This is a genomic window from Acidocella sp., from assembly GCF_028687955.1.
In the GTDB taxonomy this organism is placed as follows: domain Bacteria; phylum Pseudomonadota; class Alphaproteobacteria; order Acetobacterales; family Acetobacteraceae; genus Acidocella.
On record NZ_JAQTZC010000010.1, the window covers coordinates 27926 to 42862 of the forward strand.

The following is a 14937-nucleotide window of genomic DNA, read 5'->3' on the forward strand; positions in this document are numbered from 1 at the left end:
CAATCCGTTCCGCTGGCGGGGAGATAGCCGGATACGGCCGGATTTGTAAGCCCATGCGGGGCGTTGCTTCTCAGTTTTGTGGAATTAAGTTACACGCGTGGCGGATGGCCGGAGGGGTGGAGATGGGCGCGCAGGTGGACGGAAGAGTGCATGCAGGTGGCGCGGGGCTGGCGCCCTGGTGGCCGCGCGCGGTGCTGGCGCTGGCGGCGCTGGCGGTATGCGGCGTGCTGGCCGGGGCGTATCTGCGCGGCGGCTCGCTGGATGAATATGCCACCATTTATTTCGCCAACCCGCATGTGCCGTGGCGCACCGCTTGGACGCAGCTATGGCCGGGGGAGACCAATCCGCCGTTTTTTTATATCGTGGCGCGGTTCTGGGAGCTGGTGAGCGGCCCGGGGCTGTTCGCGCGGCGGCTGGTGAATTTGTTGCCGCTGGGCTTTGTGCTGGCCTGGTTCGGCTGCGCGGCAAGGCGCTACCCGGCGCAGCGCGGGTTTTTGCTGGGGCTGGCGCTGTTTGCGTGCAGCGGCAAGTTCCTGCTGCTGGATTTTACGCAATACCGTGATTATTTCTCGCAATATTGCGCCGAGCTGGTGTTTCTGGGCGCCGCCACGCTGGCCTATGTGGCGCGCGCGCGCAGGGTGGACTGGTTTCAGCTCGCGGCGCTGCCGGTGCTGGTGATGTTTCATCAGGTTACCGCGCTTTATACCGCGGTGCTGCTGGCGGCAGTGCTGCTGGCGGAATGGCGGCGCGGCGCATATTTGCGGGCGGTGAGCCTGGTTTGCGTGGCCGGGGCGGCGGCGGTGCCGCTGCTGTGGTTCACCTGGTTGCAGCAGCACCAGGCGCATAGCGTTTTGGGTGAGGTTTCGTGGATCACGGCGCGCGGACCGCTGAATGCGGTTTATACGATCTTGAGCCATTTGATGCCTGCGATCGGCGAGAATTATGCGGCGGTGCTGGTGGCTGGCGCGGTGCTGCTGCGGCTGGAGATGCGCGCGCCGGCGCTGCCCGTGGCATGGCTGTGGCTGGTGGCGGGGGCCACGGTGGCGGCAACGGGGGTGATTCTGGTTATCAACCATTTCGCGCCGTTGATTGTGGACCGGTATTTCAGTTTTTTCGCGGTTGAGGTGATGGTGCTGCTGGCGTTGCTGCTGGCGCCGGTGTTCGCCGCGCGGCCCCGGCTGGCGTTGCTGGTGGGCGCGAATGCGGCGGTATATGTGGTGTACAGCGTTTTGACCGTGCCGCTGGACCAGGGCTGGCGGCCCGACGCGGCGCTGGTGGCCCGGCTGGCCGGGCAGTGCCAGGGGACGCGGATTCATGCCGGGATGCGTCCGGATGTGCCGCCGGAGCGCATTGGCTTGGCCGAGGTGGCGGCGCGCGCGCACCTGGCCTTGCTGCCGCCGGGGCCCGATGCCCCTGGGCGCTGCCCGGTGATCTATTGGAGCGAATACGGCGTGCCGGATGCGGCGTTGATTGCGCGCGACGGCGGCGATGTGGCGCAGGCGGCCAATGCGGCGGCCGGGTTTGGGCTGGATGCGGATGAGCTTGCCCATGCCAGGGGGATTTTGGGCAAGACCGGGGTTATTGTGGTGGTGCGCCCTTAAGGGGCGGCTGCCCGTACGGCCCCGGGAGGCGGACGGGCGGTGTTTTGCTTAGCGCGCGATAGGTTTGGGTTGACGCAAGAGCCCCCCGAACGCGCTCTCTAACTCTTTGATAAGAGGCTGATTCACGCTTTCGGTTGCCACGCTGGCGCGCGTCAACCTCAAACGATCAGACTCTAGCTCTTCACCACTTTTGGCGGCAGGGCCAAAGCGATGGAGAGCTCCTTCAGCCGCGGGGCGGCGATGGTCGCGGGGGCACCCATCATCAAATCCTCGCCCTGCTGGTTGAGCGGGAAGGCGATGACTTCGCGGATGTTGGGCTCATCGGCCAGGAGCATGACGATGCGGTCAATCCCCGGCGCGGAGCCGCCATGCGGCGGGGCGCCGTAGCGGAAGGCATTGAGCATGCCGCCGAAGCGGGCTTCGACTTCTTCCGGTCCGTAACCTGCGATCTCGAAGGCTTTCAGCATGATGTCCGGCCGGTGGTTGCGAATGGCGCCGGAGGACAGCTCGATGCCGTTGCAGACGATGTCATACTGGAAGGCTTTGATGGTCAGCGGGTCCTGGTTCTGGAGCGCGTCCATCCCGCCCTGGGGCATGGAGAAGGGGTTGTGGGAGAATACGATTTGTTTGGCTTCTTCGTCATATTCGTACATCGGGAAATCGACGATCCAGCAGAATTTGAATTTGCCGGAATCGATGAGGCCGAGGTCGTGGCCCAGCTTGGTGCGCACGGTGCCCGCGAATTTGGCGGCGTCCAGCTCTTTGCCGGCGGCGAAGAAGACGGCGTCACCGGCTTTCAGGCCACTGGCGGCGCGGATTTGCTCGGCGCGATCAGGCGAGAGGTTTTTGGCAATCGGCCCCTGCGGCCCGGCATCGGTGAAGGTGATGTACCCAAGCCCGCCAGCCCCCTCTGATCGTGCCCATTCGTTCAGCTTGTCAAAAAATGAGCGCGGGTTGGCGCCGGCGCCGGGGGCGGGAATGGCGCGCACGATGCCGCCGCCCTCGATGATTTTGGCAAACAGGCCGAAGGAGGAACCGCGAAACGCCTCGGTGACATCGGAGATGATAATCGGGTTGCGCAGATCGGGCTTGTCGGAGCCGTATTTGAGCAGGGATTCATCGTAGGGGATGCGTTTGACGTCATGGTCAATTTCGCGGCCATTGGCGAATTCAGAGAATACGCCAAGCAAAATCGGCTCGATGGTGTTGAACACGTCCTCCTGGGTGACGAAGCTCATTTCGAAGTCGAGTTGATAGAACTCGCCTGGGGAACGGTCGGCGCGGGAGGCCTCGTCGCGAAAGCAGGGGGCGATCTGGAAGTAACGGTCAAACCCGGCGACCATGAGCAACTGCTTGAACTGCTGCGGCGCCTGGGGCAGTGCGTAGAATTTGCCTGGATGGTTGCGCGAAGGCACCAGGAAGTCACGCGCGCCCTCAGGGGACGAGGCGCTGAGGATGGGGGTTTGGAACTCGGTGAAATCGGCCTCGATCATGCGGCGGCGGAAGGAGGCGATGACCCCGGCGCGCAGCATGATGTTCTTGTGCACCTGCTCGCGCCGCAGGTCGAGAAAGCGGTATTTGAGGCGCAGCTCGTCAGGGTAGCTCTCATGCCCGGCGACCTGGAGGGGCAGGACATCGGCGGTGGATTGCACGAGCAGCGATTCCACCCGCAGCTCAATCTCCCCGGTGGGGAGTTTGGGGTTGGTGGTGCCTGGTGCGCGTTCCACGACCGTGCCGGTGAGGGTGATAACGGACTCAACGCGCAGCGACTCCGCCGCCGCGAAGGGCGCGGAGCCGGCCGCGAACACGCATTGGGTGAGGCCGAAATGGTCGCGAAGGTCAATGAACAACAACCCGCCGTGGTCGCGCTTGGCGTGGACCCAGCCGGAAATCCGGGCGGTTTGGCCGATATTGGCTGACCGCAGGGCGGCGCAGTTGTGGGTGCGGTAGGGATGAGAGTGTTGCATGAGAGGCGAATGAAACCGGGGCCTCTTCCCTGTCAAGCCGGGGGGTGATTAAGGAGAGATTATGAGTGACATCCAAACGGCCTTCATTACTACAACCGACGAGCTGGCCGCCCTGTGCGCGCGGCTGAGCACCGAGGAATTCGTGACCGTGGACACAGAGTTCATGCGCGAGCGAACGTATTATCCCGAGCTTTGCCTGGTGCAGCTGGCGGGAACCCACGATGTGGCGGTGGTGGACGCGCAGGCCAAGGGCATCGACCTGGCGCCGCTGGGCGTGCTGCTGGCCAAGCCGGATGTGGTGAAGGTGTTCCACGCCTGCCGCCAGGATGTGGAAATATTTCTGCTGATGTTCGATGCGGTGCCGCTGAACATCTTTGATACCCAGGTGGCGGCGATGGTGGCGGGATTTGGCGACCAGGTGGGCTATGATGCGCTGGTGCAGGCGCTCACCGGCGGGCATATCGATAAAGCCCACCGTTTCTCCGACTGGTCGGCCAGGCCGCTGACCAAGGCGCAGGTGGATTACGCCGCCGCCGATGTGACGCATTTGCGCACCGTGTATGAGCGGCTGATGGCGCGGCTGCGGGTGGATGGGCGGATGGATTGGGTGGGCCAGGAGATGGCGGCGCTGGCCGACCCTGACACCTACCGCGTGAACCCCGAGCGCGCATGGGAGCGGCTGAAGCTGCGCACGGGCAATAAGCGGCAGTTGGCGATGATCCAGGCGATTGCGGCCTGGCGCGAGCGTGAGGCGCAGCGGATTAACATTCCCCGCCAGCGGCTGGTGAAGGATGAGCAGATCCCAGAAATCGCCGCGCTGGCGCCCGAGACCGCGGAGGCGCTGGCCAAGGCGCGCGGGATTACCAGCGGCTTCGCGCAGGGCAAATCCGGGCAGTCGCTGCTGGCGGTCATCGCGGCGGCGAAGGCGCTGCCTGAGGGCGATCTGCCGCGCGCGGACAAGCCCCGCGATACGCCTCGGGCCTCGCCGGCGCTGGTGGCGCTGCTGAAGGTGCTGCTGAACGCGGTGGCCGAGCAGAACAATGTGGCGCCGCGGCTGGTGGCAAGCTCGGAGGATATCGAGACGCTGGCGCTGGGCGAAGCCGAGGGCAACGCGGCGCTGGAAGGCTGGCGCGGCGAGATGTTCGGGCGCGATGCGCTGCGGCTGATCCGCGGCGAGATCGCGCTCTCCGCCCAGGGCAAGCGGGTGAAAATCGTCGAAGTGGCCGGGCGGGGTGATGCTTAGCAGGCCGCTGAAAAACCTTTGATGGCGGGGCGACGGTGAACATCAGCCCGCCCAAGGATGACTGCGTTTCGCCGCGCCGCCGGATTATTCGAAAACGAGCTATGAAAATCCAAATTCTCTCTAGGACGGCGCCAATGGCGAGGGTTTTTGTGACATTTTGAAGCCGGGCGGAAAAGAGGTTTCCGTTGTGCTAATGTCTGGCTGAGTTGTCAGCGTAAACGAGGGTGATATGCGCTACGGTGTTCTGGCTTTTGTGGTTCTGGCAGGGTGCGCCACCGGCCCTAGCCTGCAAACCCGCATGGCGGCTTATATTGGCGCGGATGAGCAGACGCTGGTGAGCCAGCTTGGCGTGCCCGATAAGCAGATTACGGTGAACGGGACAACCTATCTGGCCTATGAGCAGCGCCGGACGGTGAGCGTGCCGGGGGCGTATCTGGGCGGGATTTATGGGCCTTATGCCGGGCCGTGGTTTGGCGGCGGGTTTTATCCGCTGGTGTATGATTCGATGATGCCGCCGCGGGTGCTGGTTTATGCCTGCGAGACGACCTTTTTATTGAAGGGCGGCAAGGTGGTGGACTTCACGCTGCGGGGGAATGATTGCGGGTGAGGGCCCCACGTGGCCAGGCGGCGGTTTCGTTCACCTCGGCTTCCCAAGGTGAGCGAATGCCGTTTGCGGCAAATACGAAAGAGAGATTGCCGCGGGCTGTTAGGAGTGCAGCGTGTGCAGATAGGCGATGATGTCCTGCGCTTGGGCGGTGGTGATCCGGCCTTTCCAGGCGGGCATCGGCTGGTCTAGCCGTTCGTTGTCTTCATCGTGCGCGGTCAGGATCGCGCGCAGCAGCAGCTTGTTGCTGTGCCGGTAGGTCTTCTCCAGACCCGGCGCGCGCAGGTCGGCCGAGACGGAGCCGCTGCCGAATTTCACGCCGCCCGCGCCGCTGGCCAGATGGCATGAGGCGCAGTTGGCGGCATAGAGCTTGGCGCCCATGGCGGCATCGCCCTTGGTTTGCGCCATGGCAGGGCTGGCCAGGGCGGCGGCGAATAGCGCCGCCACGGATAGGGTAAAGCGGATTTTTTGTGACTTAAACACGCATTGCTCTGCTGAAAAGGAACAAGGTTAGCACGGCTAATTGGGTAGTTTTATGACGATTTCGTGTTATTTTTTCAATATTGCGTTGGCAACCACCTGCTGGATGCCGGTGGCGGCTTCAGTTGCGGCGGCGGCGGCGACATCGCCCCAATAGGGGGTGATGTCCGTGAGGGCAAGCGGGTGCAACTGCGTGACCTGGCCGATCTTGCGGTGATTGGCGTCCTGCACGCTCCAGTCCAGCTCGACCATGACCTGGCCGTTCTGCCCAGGTGTTACCACAATGTTGCCGGTGACGGTGAAATCCGCCAGGGCTGGGTTGGTGACCACCACATCGTCCGGGCCGGGCAGGTCGCGCGCGAGGTTGAGCGGCAGAGAGTGGTTGCCATCGCCCGGCGCGCCGGTGACGGGGCCGATATAAATGCGGGGTGGCCGGTTTTCCAGCGATTGCGGGTTGCTGCCCTGGATGCGCGCGTTGATGGCGGTGAGCATTTTGGCGAGGGCTGGGGCATCGGCGGCGGCGGCGGCGTTGAGGGCGGCGGGGTCGCCTTGGGTCCACGCGGCGGCGGCGATGGGGGCGCCGTTCTGGCGGCCGTAGGTTTTGCCGTCAGGTCCGGTGATGGCATAGGCGGGGATGATGTTCTCGCCGTTGCGGCTGGCCGAGGTGGTGAGCAGCCAGCCGCCCTTCATGGGGGCGCCCGCGATGCTCGGGATGTCATAATTCACCAGCGCGGCGGCGAGGTCCTTGGCGTAAACGGGGGCGGATTTGGCATCCAGCAGCGCGGCGGCGGGCGGCGGCACCATGAGCACCGGCGCGGGCGGGATGGACAGGCGCGCGCCCATCGGCCCGGGGTTGCCGTAAAACGGTTCGGGCAGGGTGCCGCAGGCGGCCAGCGCCAGGGGCAGGAGCAAGGCCAGCCGTTTTATCATGTGCGGATCACGGAAATCTGATGCCCGGTGGCGGTTTCGTGGCGCAAGGTTTTACGGCGGTAGGAGAAAAAATCATGCGCCTCGGCGTAGGTGTCGTTGGGTAGAATATCCGCCGCCACCCCCGCCTGCGCCAGCCGCGCGGCGCAGTAACCGGGCAGGTCGAAATGCCAGTGTTTCAGGCGGCCGGGGATGAAGAAGCGCGCGGCGGTGGCGTTATCCTCGACGATGGGGGTGCGCAGGTCGGCGCTTACCTCATAGCTTTTTTGGTGGATGCAGGGGCCGATGGCGGCGTGGAGGTTCTGCGCGCCCAGCGCGCGCATGGCCTCAACGGTTGCCTCCAGCACACCCAGAAACGCGCCGCGCCAGCCGGCATGGGCGGCACCGATGATGCCTCCCGCGGCATCGGCGAAGAGCACGGGCGCGCAATCGGCGGTGATGACGCCAAGGGCGAGGCCGGGGCGGCTGGTGACCAGCGCGTCAGCCTCCGGCCCGGCGCCGATGGCCCAGGGGTTGGTGACGGTGATGACCCTCGTGCCATGCACTTGTTTGATGCCGAGCAGGGTCTCGGGCGCAACATCCAGGGCCTGGGCCACGCGGGCGCGGTTTTCGCGGATGTTGGCCACCTCGTCAGCGCCGGAGAAACCGCAGTTCAGGCTGGCATAAGCCCCGGTGGAGACGCCGCCGTTGCGGGTGAAGAAGCCGTGGCGGGCGGGCAGTTCGCCGGTGAGAAAATCCATTATTCAAATCCTGGCAGGGTGGGAAAACCCTTAGGGCAAAGGGCGAGGCATTTGAACAGGCTGCCCATGGCCTCCGGCGCGGTGAGGCGCCGGGCCGCCAGTTTCAGCGCCTCGGCCTGGGCGGGATTTTTGCCGGCGAGGGTATCACTGCGCTGGAACAGGCCGAGGGCGGTGAGGAATTCATTCTGTTTGACCGGCCCCTGCGCGTGGTGGCGCGCGGTGAGGGCCTCGAAATCCACATGCGCGGTGAGATCGGCCGTGCCGGGGTTGGCCAGCGGATCGGCGTATTTGCCCCCGGCGATGGCCTGCACGCTCTCGCCGGGAGCGGATTTGGCGGGGCCGTAGTCAATGAACAGAGCGATGGCGCCGCGGGCCGCCAGGGCGGCGTAGAAATCCAGCGCTGCCTCGTTCACCTCGCGCACGCTGCCCTCGGGGTCATCAGGGAGGGGGTAATCGGTGGGGATTTCCACATAGGCGCCGTGGCTCACATGGCGCTCCATCCAGCCGGGCGCGCGGCGGATGAACTGGCGCACGGGCAGGGCGTCCAGAAACTCATTGGCGAGCAATATCAGCGGGCCGGGGGGGATGGTGGCCAGTGACTCATGCCAGGTGGCGCCGGGCACGCGGGCGGCCTGCTGCGCGCGCAGCCGGGGCGAGGTTTCCAGCAGATGCACATTGGCGGTGGGCCAGACGCGCATTGCATCGGCCATCAGCACGCCGCGCCCCGGCCCGGCCTCGGCCAGCATGATTCCCGCCGGCGCGCCCATCATGCCCCAGACGGTTTTGGCCCAGGCGCCCAGCAGCTCACCGAAAACCTGGGTCAGCTCCGGCGCGGTGACAAAATCCCGCGAAAAATCATGCGTGGCGTAATAGGCGGCATTCGCCCGCGCCATGAAATGGTCAAACCGCTCAGGCTGCACGCGGGGTCTGGCGGCGCGCCCAGAGCAGCATCGCCAGCCCGATGAAGAACACGGGGATGGAGAGGACCTGGCCCATGGTGGTGCCGAAGGGCAGGAAGCCGAGGAAGTAGTCCGGCTCGCGGAAACATTCGCCGATGATGCGCGCGATGGCGTAGCAGATGAGGAACAGCCCGGTGAGCATGCCCGGCCGGTGGCGCCATTTCTCGGAGCGTATCATCACCATCATGATGACGAACAGCACCACGCCTTCGAGCGTGGCCTCGATCAGCTCCGAGGGGTAGCGCGGCTTGAGGGCGTTCAGCGGGTCCACGCTGGCTGATTCGGGGTAGATGATGAGCAGCGGGAACCAGTGCGTGGCGACGCGGCCCCACAGCTCGCCATTGATGAAATTGGCGCAGCGGCCGAGGAACAGCCCGATGGGCACGACCGTGGCGATACGGTCGGCGAAGGCGAACATGTTCATCTTGTACTTCTTGCAGAACCAGTAGATGGCGATGCCGACGCCGATGAAGCCGCCGTGCGAGCTCATGCCGCCTTGCCAGACCGCGATGATCTGGATGGGATGCGCCAGCAGATAAGAGATCGGCTCCTGGTAGACCTGATAGAACAGAACATAGCCGAGCCGCCCGCCGACCAGCACGCCCAGCACCGCCCAGGTGAGGAAGTCATCCACCTGCTGCGGGGTGGCGGCAAAGGGAGAGAGTTTAACCAGCCGCTGCGCCAGCCACCAGCCGCCGAGCAGCCCGCTGATGTAGGCCAGGGCATAATAATGCACGGCCAGCGGGCCGATACTGAACAGCACGGGGCTGAAATGGGGCCAGGTGAAGATCATCAACGGTACATATCCCCTTGCAGGAGGTAATTCTGGATGTAGGCCCCCACACCCTGCTCCAGCGTGAGGAACTGGTGGTTGAACCCGGCGGCGCGCAGCCGGTGCATAGGCGCTTGGGTGAAGGATTGATACTGGCCGCGCAGGTTGGCGGGCATGTCGATATATTCGATGCGGGGCGGCACGTTATGGGCGGTGCAGACCGCAAGGGCGAGGTCTGCGTAGCTGCGCGCCAGGCCGGTGCCCAGGTTATACAGGCCGGAAATTTTTGGCGCGGCGAGCAGGAAGGTCAGCGCCGCGATCACGTCGTCAATATAGATGAAGTCGCGCTGCTGGGCGCCGTCGGCCATGCCTGGCTGGTCCGCTTTGAACAGCCGCACCGGGCCGCCGGCGACGATTTCATCATGCTTGATCTTCACCACCGAGATCATCTTGCCCTTGTGGTATTCGTTGGGGCCGTAGACGTTGAAGAACTTCACCCCGGCCCAGGCGGGCGGTGCGGGCGCGCCCGCCGCGATCTGCCCGGCCACCCAAAGGTCGAAGGCGTGCTTGCTCCAGCCGTAGAGGTTGAGCGGCTGGAGCTTTTGCAGGGCGGGAATGGACATTTCATCCTCAAACCCGGCGGCGCCGTTGCCGTAGGTGGCGGCGGAGGAGGCGTAGATGAAGCGCGTGCCGTGCGCCGCGCACCAGCGCCACAGGGTTTGGCTGAGTTCCACATTGCTGCGCCAGACGAGATCGCCATCGGTCGCGGTGGTCTCCGAGATGGCGCCCAGATGCACGATGGCGCTCAGCTTTGGGTTATGGCTCAGGAATTCACCCAGGTTTTCCGGCGCGATGACCTGCGAGGGCGGGTAGTGGCGCAGGTTGCGCCACTTGGCCTCATGGCCCAGCCAGTCAGCGATGATACACTCCCGCCCGCCGGCGCGCAGCGCCGCGTGCAAATTGGAGCCAATAAATCCCGCGCCACCCGTGACCAATATCATGCGGGTGCTTATATGCAGATGCACCATTGCAGAGAAGGCCCATAGCCATGAACGAGCGTCCTAAATTTTTCGATGACATCGCCGGTGTTGCCGGCGGTGCGATTTCCGCTTTCGTGGGCTTGCGCGAGGAGCTGGCGGGGCTTGTGCGCGCCCGCGTGGACGAGACGGTGCGCCGGTTGGATCTGGTGAAGCGCGATGAATTCGAGGCGATGGCCGAGCTTGCGCGCCGCGCCAAGGCCCAGGTGGAGGCGCTGGAGGCGCGGGTCGCGCAGTTGGAGGTGCAGCCGCCCGAGCGCCCGGAACCCGGCGATATCGCCGTCTGAGAGGCGGCGGCGCGTTGGCGCGGCGCGCGGTCCGAGTCGCGCGCTGTGGCGCCAGCCCCGGGAGCCGCGGTATTTTGGTAATGCAGCCATACGATAATAGATAAGAATCATAAGGTATTGCAGGCTCCATGCGTAATTTTCTGAAAATTCCGAGGGAGGGCCGTTCCAAAAAACACGATTGTTTTATATAATTTTCAAATCGTTGAAATTTAACGATTTTGCTTGGCTCATTTCTCTTAATATTTTGTTTTTGAAAAACAAAATATCCTTGACGTATGCTTTCCAGGCGGGCACAAATTTTGACCTTGATGATGCGTATTTTAGGAAGTTCATTATGACTTCATCGAAGCTGAGCACCATGTTGCCCTGCGCCGCGTTTTTTGCCGAAGGGTGTGTTCTCGCCGGGGTTGTGGCGTTTTTCATGCAGCTGACCCTGGTTCTCTGGCCCATGGCCGCACGCTGGGCCCGCATGAAGGTTGAGCAGACCGGCATGCACAAGAAGCTGGCCGAACTCTCCGAGACGCATCGCGTGCATGTCGACCCCTATGCCAAGCAGCCGGAGAAAAAATTCCGCCAGCTCGCCTGAATGTGACGGCTCCGGCTGTCGTTGCTTTTGTTGCCGCCCACACCCACACGGCGCTGGCGGCGGTGCGGGCAAGCCTGAAGCTTGAGGATCCTCCGACCGCGAAGTGAGATTATTCAGGCTTTCCGCCAGAAAATAGGCCGGGACGGTTTGACGGGGTCTGCCGGTTGCATGATCACGATTTGGTACGTTGACCCTGCCAAAGCGCAGGACTAAGCAACTGCAGCATAAAGAACCTGAATGACCTGTTGAGAAAGGTTTCCCATGAAGGATGTCCGCGAAGCCCTGATGGTGGGGCGTAACACGGAGGGCAAGCTGGTGCGCCGGCCGCTCTCTCCGCATTTGCAGGTGTATAAGCCGCAATTATCATCGGTGACCTCTGTTTTTCATCGTGGCACCGGCATTGCCCTGGGGGCCGGAGCACTGCTGCTCACCGCCTGGCTGGTCAGCGCCGCTGCCGGGGACGCGGCTTTTTCGGTCGTGCGGGCCCTGCTGGCCTCGTGGATCGGCTTGCTGGTCCTCGTGGGCTTCACGCTCGCCCTGTTCTATCATTTCTGCAATGGCATCCGGCATTTGTTCTGGGATAGCGTCCGCGGCTTCGAGCTTGAGGCGACGCACCGCAACGGCCGGATGGTGATTGCCGGGGCCGTGGTGCTCACGGTGGTGTTCTGGTTTGTCGGCTTTTTGGTGTGGTGAATAACATGAGCAACGAGAACACCCCCTCCGTTCATATCATGCGCAGCCAGCTTGGCCGCGCGCGCGGCCTGGGCGCCGCCAAATCGGGCCAGCATCATTGGTGGTCGCAGCGCGTCACCGCGATGGCGCTGCTGCCGCTCTCGCTCTACTTTGTGCTTTCGGTGCTGATGCTCGCGGGCGCGGACCGCGCGCAGATGGCCGCCTATATAGGCGAGCCCTGGAACACGGTGCTGTTTCTCTGCCTCATCGCGGCGCTGTTCTCCCATCTCAGCCTCGGGCTGCAGGTGGTGGTCGAGGATTATGTGCGTAACGACGCCAAGCGGATAATAACGCTCCTGGTGCTCAAGGGCGGCATCGCGGTGCTTGCCCTGGCCTGCGCGGTGTCTGTTCTTAAACTCGCCTTTTAAGCAAAACGGATCTTGACCTCATGAACGCGTTTTCAAAACCTTCACTCGGTGCCTATCAGGTTATCGACCATACCTATGATGTCGTGGTCGTTGGCGCGGGTGGTTCGGGCCTGCGCACCACCCTTGGCATGGGCGCTGCCGGGCTTAAAACCGCTTGCATCACCAAGGTGTTTCCCACCCGCTCGCATACGGTGGCGGCGCAGGGCGGCATTTCCGCCGCGCTGGGCAACATGGGTGAGGATGACTGGCGCTGGCATATGTATGATACGGTGAAAGGGTCGGACTGGCTGGGCGACCAGGATGCCATCGAGTACATGTGCCGCGAGGCGGTGCCCGCGATTTATGAGCTGGAGCATTACGGCATGCCCTTCTCGCGCACCGAGGACGGCAAAATTTATCAGCGCCCGTTCGGCGGCCATATGAAGGAATACGGCAATGAACCGGCGATGCGCGCCTGCGCCGCAGCTGACCGCACCGGCCACGCCATGCTGCACACGCTCTATCAGCAGAGCCTGAAGCACGAGGTTGAGTTCTTCGTGGAATATTTCGCGCTGGACCTGATCATGGACTCCGAGGGCGCCTGCCGCGGCGTGATGGCCTGGAACCTTGAGGACGGCACCATCCACCGCTTCCGCGCGCAGACCGTGGTGCTGGCCACCGGCGGTTATGGCCGCGCCTTCCTCTCGTGCACTTCCGCCCACACCTGCACGGGCGATGGCGGCGGCATGGTCATCCGCGCCGGGCTGCCGGTGCAGGATATGGAGTTCGTGCAGTTTCATCCGACCGGGATTTTCCCCGCCGGGTGCCTGATCACCGAAGGCGCGCGCGGCGAAGGCGGCTATCTCACCAATTCGGAGGGCGAGCGCTTCATGGAACGCTACGCGCCGACCGCCAAAGACCTCGCCTCGCGCGATGTGGTGTCGCGCTCGATGACCGTCGAGATTAACGAAGGCCGCGGTGTGGGACCGAACAAGGACCATATCCTGCTGCATCTGGAGCATCTGGGCGCGGATATTCTGCACGAGCGCCTGCCCGGCATCTCCGAGACCGCGCGCGTGTTCGCCGGTGTCGATGTGACCAAGGAAGCCATTCCCGTGTTGCCGACCGTGCATTACAACATGGGCGGCATCCCGACGAATTATAAGGCGGAAGTGCTGCGTCCGACGCCCTCCAACCCGGATGCCGTCGTCCCCGGGCTGATGGCCGTGGGCGAGGCCGCCTGCGTCTCCGTGCATGGGGCCAACCGGCTTGGCACCAACTCATTGCTCGACCTCGTGGTGTTCGGCCGTGCCGCCGCTCACCGCGCCGCCGAGATTGTGAAGCCCGGCGCCACCCAGGCGCCGCTGCCCGCCGGTGCGGGCGAGGCCTCGCTGGCCCGGTTCGATAAAACCCGCCACGCCAAGGGCGGCACCAAGGTGGCCGCGCTGCGCGACACGATGCAGCGGACCATGCAGGGCCATGCCGCAGTGTTCCGCAACTCCAAGAGCCTGAGCGAGGGCGTGGAGAAGATGACGAAGCTCTGGGGCGGGCTTGAGGATATGGGGGTTTCCGACCGTAGCCTGGTGTGGAACTCCGACCTGATGGAAGCACTGGAGCTGGACAACCTGATGGGCAACGCCATGGCCACCATGGTGGGCGCCGAAGCCCGCAAGGAAAGCCGCGGCGCGCAGGCGCATGATGATTTCCCGGATCGCGACGATGCGAACTGGATGAAGCACACTGTTGCTTATTGCGATGAGAAGGGGGGCGTGAAACTGGAATACCGCCCGGTGAAGATGCAAACCCTCACCAATGAAGTCTCCGTTTTCCCACCCAAGAAGCGCGTATATTAAGGGGTCACGAACATGGCAGAATTTACGCTTCCCGCGAATTCCAAGGTCGGCGTGGGCAAAACCTACAAGGCCCCGGCAGGCGCCAAGCGCGTCAAGGAATTCAAAGTCTATCGCTGGAACCCCGATGACGGGAAAAACCCGGTCACCGATACCTATGAGGTCGATCTCGACACCTGCGGCCCGATGGTGCTGGATGCGATCATCAAGATCAAAAACGAGGTTGACGCCTCGCTGACTTTCCGCCGCTCCTGCCGCGAGGGAATCTGCGGCTCCTGCGCCATGAACATCGATGGCACCAACACGCTCGCCTGCCTCAAGCCGATCGAGGAAGTGAAGGGCGCCGTGGCGATCAGCCCGCTGCCGCATATGCCGGTGGTGAAGGATCTGGTGCCGGACCTCAGCCTGGCCTATGCGCAATACCGCTCCATTGAACCTTGGTTGCAATCGGACACGCCGCCGCCGCCCGATGGTGAGCGTCTGCAGAGTAAGGAAGAGCGCGCCGAGCTTGACGGGTTGTGGGAGTGCATTCTCTGCTTCTGTTGCTCGACCTCGTGCCCGAGCTACTGGTGGAACGGCGACCGCTACCTCGGCCCGGCCGTGCTGATGGCCGCCTATCGCTGGATTGCCGACTCGCGCGACGAGCGCACCGGCCAGCGCCTCGACTCGCTGGAAGATCCGTTCAAGCTCTACCGCTGCCACACCATCATGAACTGCACCGAGACCTGCCCCAAGGGCCTGAACCCGGCCAAGGCGATTGGCAAGGTCAAGCACCTGATGCTGGAACGCCAGGGCTAAAGCCTGA

16 protein-coding genes are annotated in these 14937 nt (G+C 63.8%); 9 read left to right on the plus strand and 7 right to left on the minus strand.

Features of this window, described 5'->3' with window-relative positions:
• Positions 1-104 precede the first annotated feature (104 nt).
• A complete protein-coding gene (locus PHE40_RS02455; RefSeq protein ID WP_299957512.1) occupies positions 105-1601 on the plus strand; it encodes a hypothetical protein in 1497 nt (498 codons plus the stop codon).
• 173 nt (positions 1602-1774) lie between these two features.
• On the opposite strand, the gene aspS is transcribed toward PHE40_RS02455, so the two are convergent.
• Entirely contained in the window at positions 1775-3568 is a 1794-nt protein-coding gene (gene aspS, locus PHE40_RS02460) for an aspartate--tRNA ligase (RefSeq protein ID WP_299957515.1), read from the minus strand.
• A gap of 61 nt (positions 3569-3629) precedes the next feature.
• Here aspS and rnd point away from each other — a divergent pair, with 61 nt between their 5' ends.
• Both rnd and PHE40_RS02470 read left to right on the plus strand, forming a co-directional pair.
• Positions 3630-4811 (plus strand): ribonuclease D, encoded by a 1182-nt coding sequence (gene rnd / locus PHE40_RS02465; protein ID WP_299957518.1) that lies wholly within the window; start codon positions 3630-3632, stop codon positions 4809-4811.
• Positions 4812-5109: 298 nt separating this feature from the next.
• A complete protein-coding gene (locus tag PHE40_RS02470) occupies positions 5110-5418 on the plus strand; it encodes a hypothetical protein (protein ID WP_299957521.1) in 309 nt (102 codons plus the stop codon).
• Between the two features lie 99 nt (positions 5419-5517).
• On the opposite strand, the gene PHE40_RS02475 is transcribed toward PHE40_RS02470, so the two are convergent.
• From PHE40_RS02475 to rfaD, 6 genes are all read right to left on the minus strand, one after another.
• A complete protein-coding gene (locus PHE40_RS02475) occupies positions 5518-5898 on the minus strand; it encodes a cytochrome c (protein ID WP_299957524.1) in 381 nt (126 codons plus the stop codon).
• A gap of 66 nt (positions 5899-5964) precedes the next feature.
• The gene (locus tag PHE40_RS02480) at positions 5965-6825 is read right to left on the minus strand and encodes a hypothetical protein (protein ID WP_299957527.1); all 861 of its coding nucleotides are present in this window, start codon (positions 6823-6825) and stop codon (positions 5965-5967) included.
• A complete protein-coding gene (pgeF, locus tag PHE40_RS02485; protein ID WP_299957530.1) occupies positions 6822-7562 on the minus strand; it encodes a peptidoglycan editing factor PgeF in 741 nt (246 codons plus the stop codon). Before pgeF ends, PHE40_RS02480 begins: the two co-directional genes overlap by 4 nt.
• Complete coding sequence (locus PHE40_RS02490) at positions 7562-8455, minus strand: SAM-dependent methyltransferase (protein ID WP_299957533.1); 894 nt, start codon at positions 8453-8455, stop codon at positions 7562-7564. Before PHE40_RS02490 ends, pgeF begins: the two co-directional genes overlap by 1 nt.
• A gap of 16 nt (positions 8456-8471) precedes the next feature.
• Entirely contained in the window at positions 8472-9314 is an 843-nt protein-coding gene (gene lgt, locus PHE40_RS02495) for a prolipoprotein diacylglyceryl transferase (protein WP_299957536.1), read from the minus strand.
• On the minus strand, positions 9314-10294 hold the full coding sequence (gene rfaD / locus PHE40_RS02500) for an ADP-glyceromanno-heptose 6-epimerase (RefSeq protein WP_299957539.1): 981 nt from the start codon (positions 10292-10294) through the stop codon (positions 9314-9316). Before rfaD ends, lgt begins: the two co-directional genes overlap by 1 nt.
• A gap of 47 nt (positions 10295-10341) precedes the next feature.
• Between rfaD and PHE40_RS02505 the strand changes: the two genes are divergently transcribed.
• The 6 genes from PHE40_RS02505 to PHE40_RS02530 all read left to right on the plus strand — a co-directional run bounded on the left by PHE40_RS02505 (position 10342) and on the right by PHE40_RS02530 (position 14930).
• The gene (locus tag PHE40_RS02505; RefSeq protein WP_299957542.1) at positions 10342-10617 is read left to right on the plus strand and encodes an accessory factor UbiK family protein; all 276 of its coding nucleotides are present in this window, start codon (positions 10342-10344) and stop codon (positions 10615-10617) included.
• Between the two features lie 334 nt (positions 10618-10951).
• Entirely contained in the window at positions 10952-11203 is a 252-nt protein-coding gene (locus PHE40_RS02510) for a hypothetical protein (RefSeq protein ID WP_299957546.1), read from the plus strand.
• Between the two features lie 261 nt (positions 11204-11464).
• Positions 11465-11896 carry a succinate dehydrogenase, cytochrome b556 subunit gene (sdhC, locus tag PHE40_RS02515; protein WP_299957548.1) on the plus strand — a complete coding sequence of 144 codons (432 nt, stop codon included), beginning with the start codon at positions 11465-11467 and terminating at the stop codon, positions 11894-11896.
• Positions 11897-11901: 5 nt separating this feature from the next.
• Positions 11902-12303 (plus strand): succinate dehydrogenase, hydrophobic membrane anchor protein, encoded by a 402-nt coding sequence (gene sdhD / locus PHE40_RS02520; protein ID WP_299957550.1) that lies wholly within the window; start codon positions 11902-11904, stop codon positions 12301-12303.
• Between the two features lie 20 nt (positions 12304-12323).
• On the plus strand, positions 12324-14135 hold the full coding sequence (gene sdhA, locus PHE40_RS02525) for a succinate dehydrogenase flavoprotein subunit (RefSeq protein ID WP_299957553.1): 1812 nt from the start codon (positions 12324-12326) through the stop codon (positions 14133-14135).
• A gap of 12 nt (positions 14136-14147) precedes the next feature.
• On the plus strand, positions 14148-14930 hold the full coding sequence (locus tag PHE40_RS02530) for a succinate dehydrogenase iron-sulfur subunit (protein WP_299957556.1): 783 nt from the start codon (positions 14148-14150) through the stop codon (positions 14928-14930).
• Positions 14931-14937: the final 7 nt, after the last annotated feature.

What these genes read in the sequence shown, in the direction of transcription:
- rfaD (WP_299957539.1), bottom strand. Translation starts at nt 10,294, where the DNA reads ATGATATTGGTCACGGGTGGCGCGGGATTTATTGGCTCCAATTTGCAC.
- PHE40_RS02505 (WP_299957542.1), top strand. Translation starts at nt 10,342, where the DNA reads ATGAACGAGCGTCCTAAATTTTTCGATGACATCGCCGGTGTTGCCGGC.
- aspS (WP_299957515.1), bottom strand. Translation starts at nt 3,568, where the DNA reads ATGCAACACTCTCATCCCTACCGCACCCACAACTGCGCCGCCCTGCGG.
- pgeF (WP_299957530.1), bottom strand. Translation starts at nt 7,562, where the DNA reads ATGGATTTTCTCACCGGCGAACTGCCCGCCCGCCACGGCTTCTTCACC.
- PHE40_RS02510 (WP_299957546.1), top strand. Translation starts at nt 10,952, where the DNA reads ATGACTTCATCGAAGCTGAGCACCATGTTGCCCTGCGCCGCGTTTTTT.
- PHE40_RS02470 (WP_299957521.1), top strand. Translation starts at nt 5,110, where the DNA reads ATGGCGGCTTATATTGGCGCGGATGAGCAGACGCTGGTGAGCCAGCTT.
- sdhC (WP_299957548.1), top strand. Translation starts at nt 11,465, where the DNA reads ATGAAGGATGTCCGCGAAGCCCTGATGGTGGGGCGTAACACGGAGGGC.
- PHE40_RS02530 (WP_299957556.1), top strand. Translation starts at nt 14,148, where the DNA reads ATGGCAGAATTTACGCTTCCCGCGAATTCCAAGGTCGGCGTGGGCAAA.
- lgt (WP_299957536.1), bottom strand. Translation starts at nt 9,314, where the DNA reads ATGATCTTCACCTGGCCCCATTTCAGCCCCGTGCTGTTCAGTATCGGC.
- PHE40_RS02490 (WP_299957533.1), bottom strand. Translation starts at nt 8,455, where the DNA reads ATGGCGCGGGCGAATGCCGCCTATTACGCCACGCATGATTTTTCGCGG.
- PHE40_RS02480 (WP_299957527.1), bottom strand. Translation starts at nt 6,825, where the DNA reads ATGATAAAACGGCTGGCCTTGCTCCTGCCCCTGGCGCTGGCCGCCTGC.
- PHE40_RS02455 (WP_299957512.1), top strand. Translation starts at nt 105, where the DNA reads ATGGCCGGAGGGGTGGAGATGGGCGCGCAGGTGGACGGAAGAGTGCAT.
- sdhA (WP_299957553.1), top strand. Translation starts at nt 12,324, where the DNA reads ATGAACGCGTTTTCAAAACCTTCACTCGGTGCCTATCAGGTTATCGAC.
- rnd (WP_299957518.1), top strand. Translation starts at nt 3,630, where the DNA reads ATGAGTGACATCCAAACGGCCTTCATTACTACAACCGACGAGCTGGCC.
- sdhD (WP_299957550.1), top strand. Translation starts at nt 11,902, where the DNA reads ATGAGCAACGAGAACACCCCCTCCGTTCATATCATGCGCAGCCAGCTT.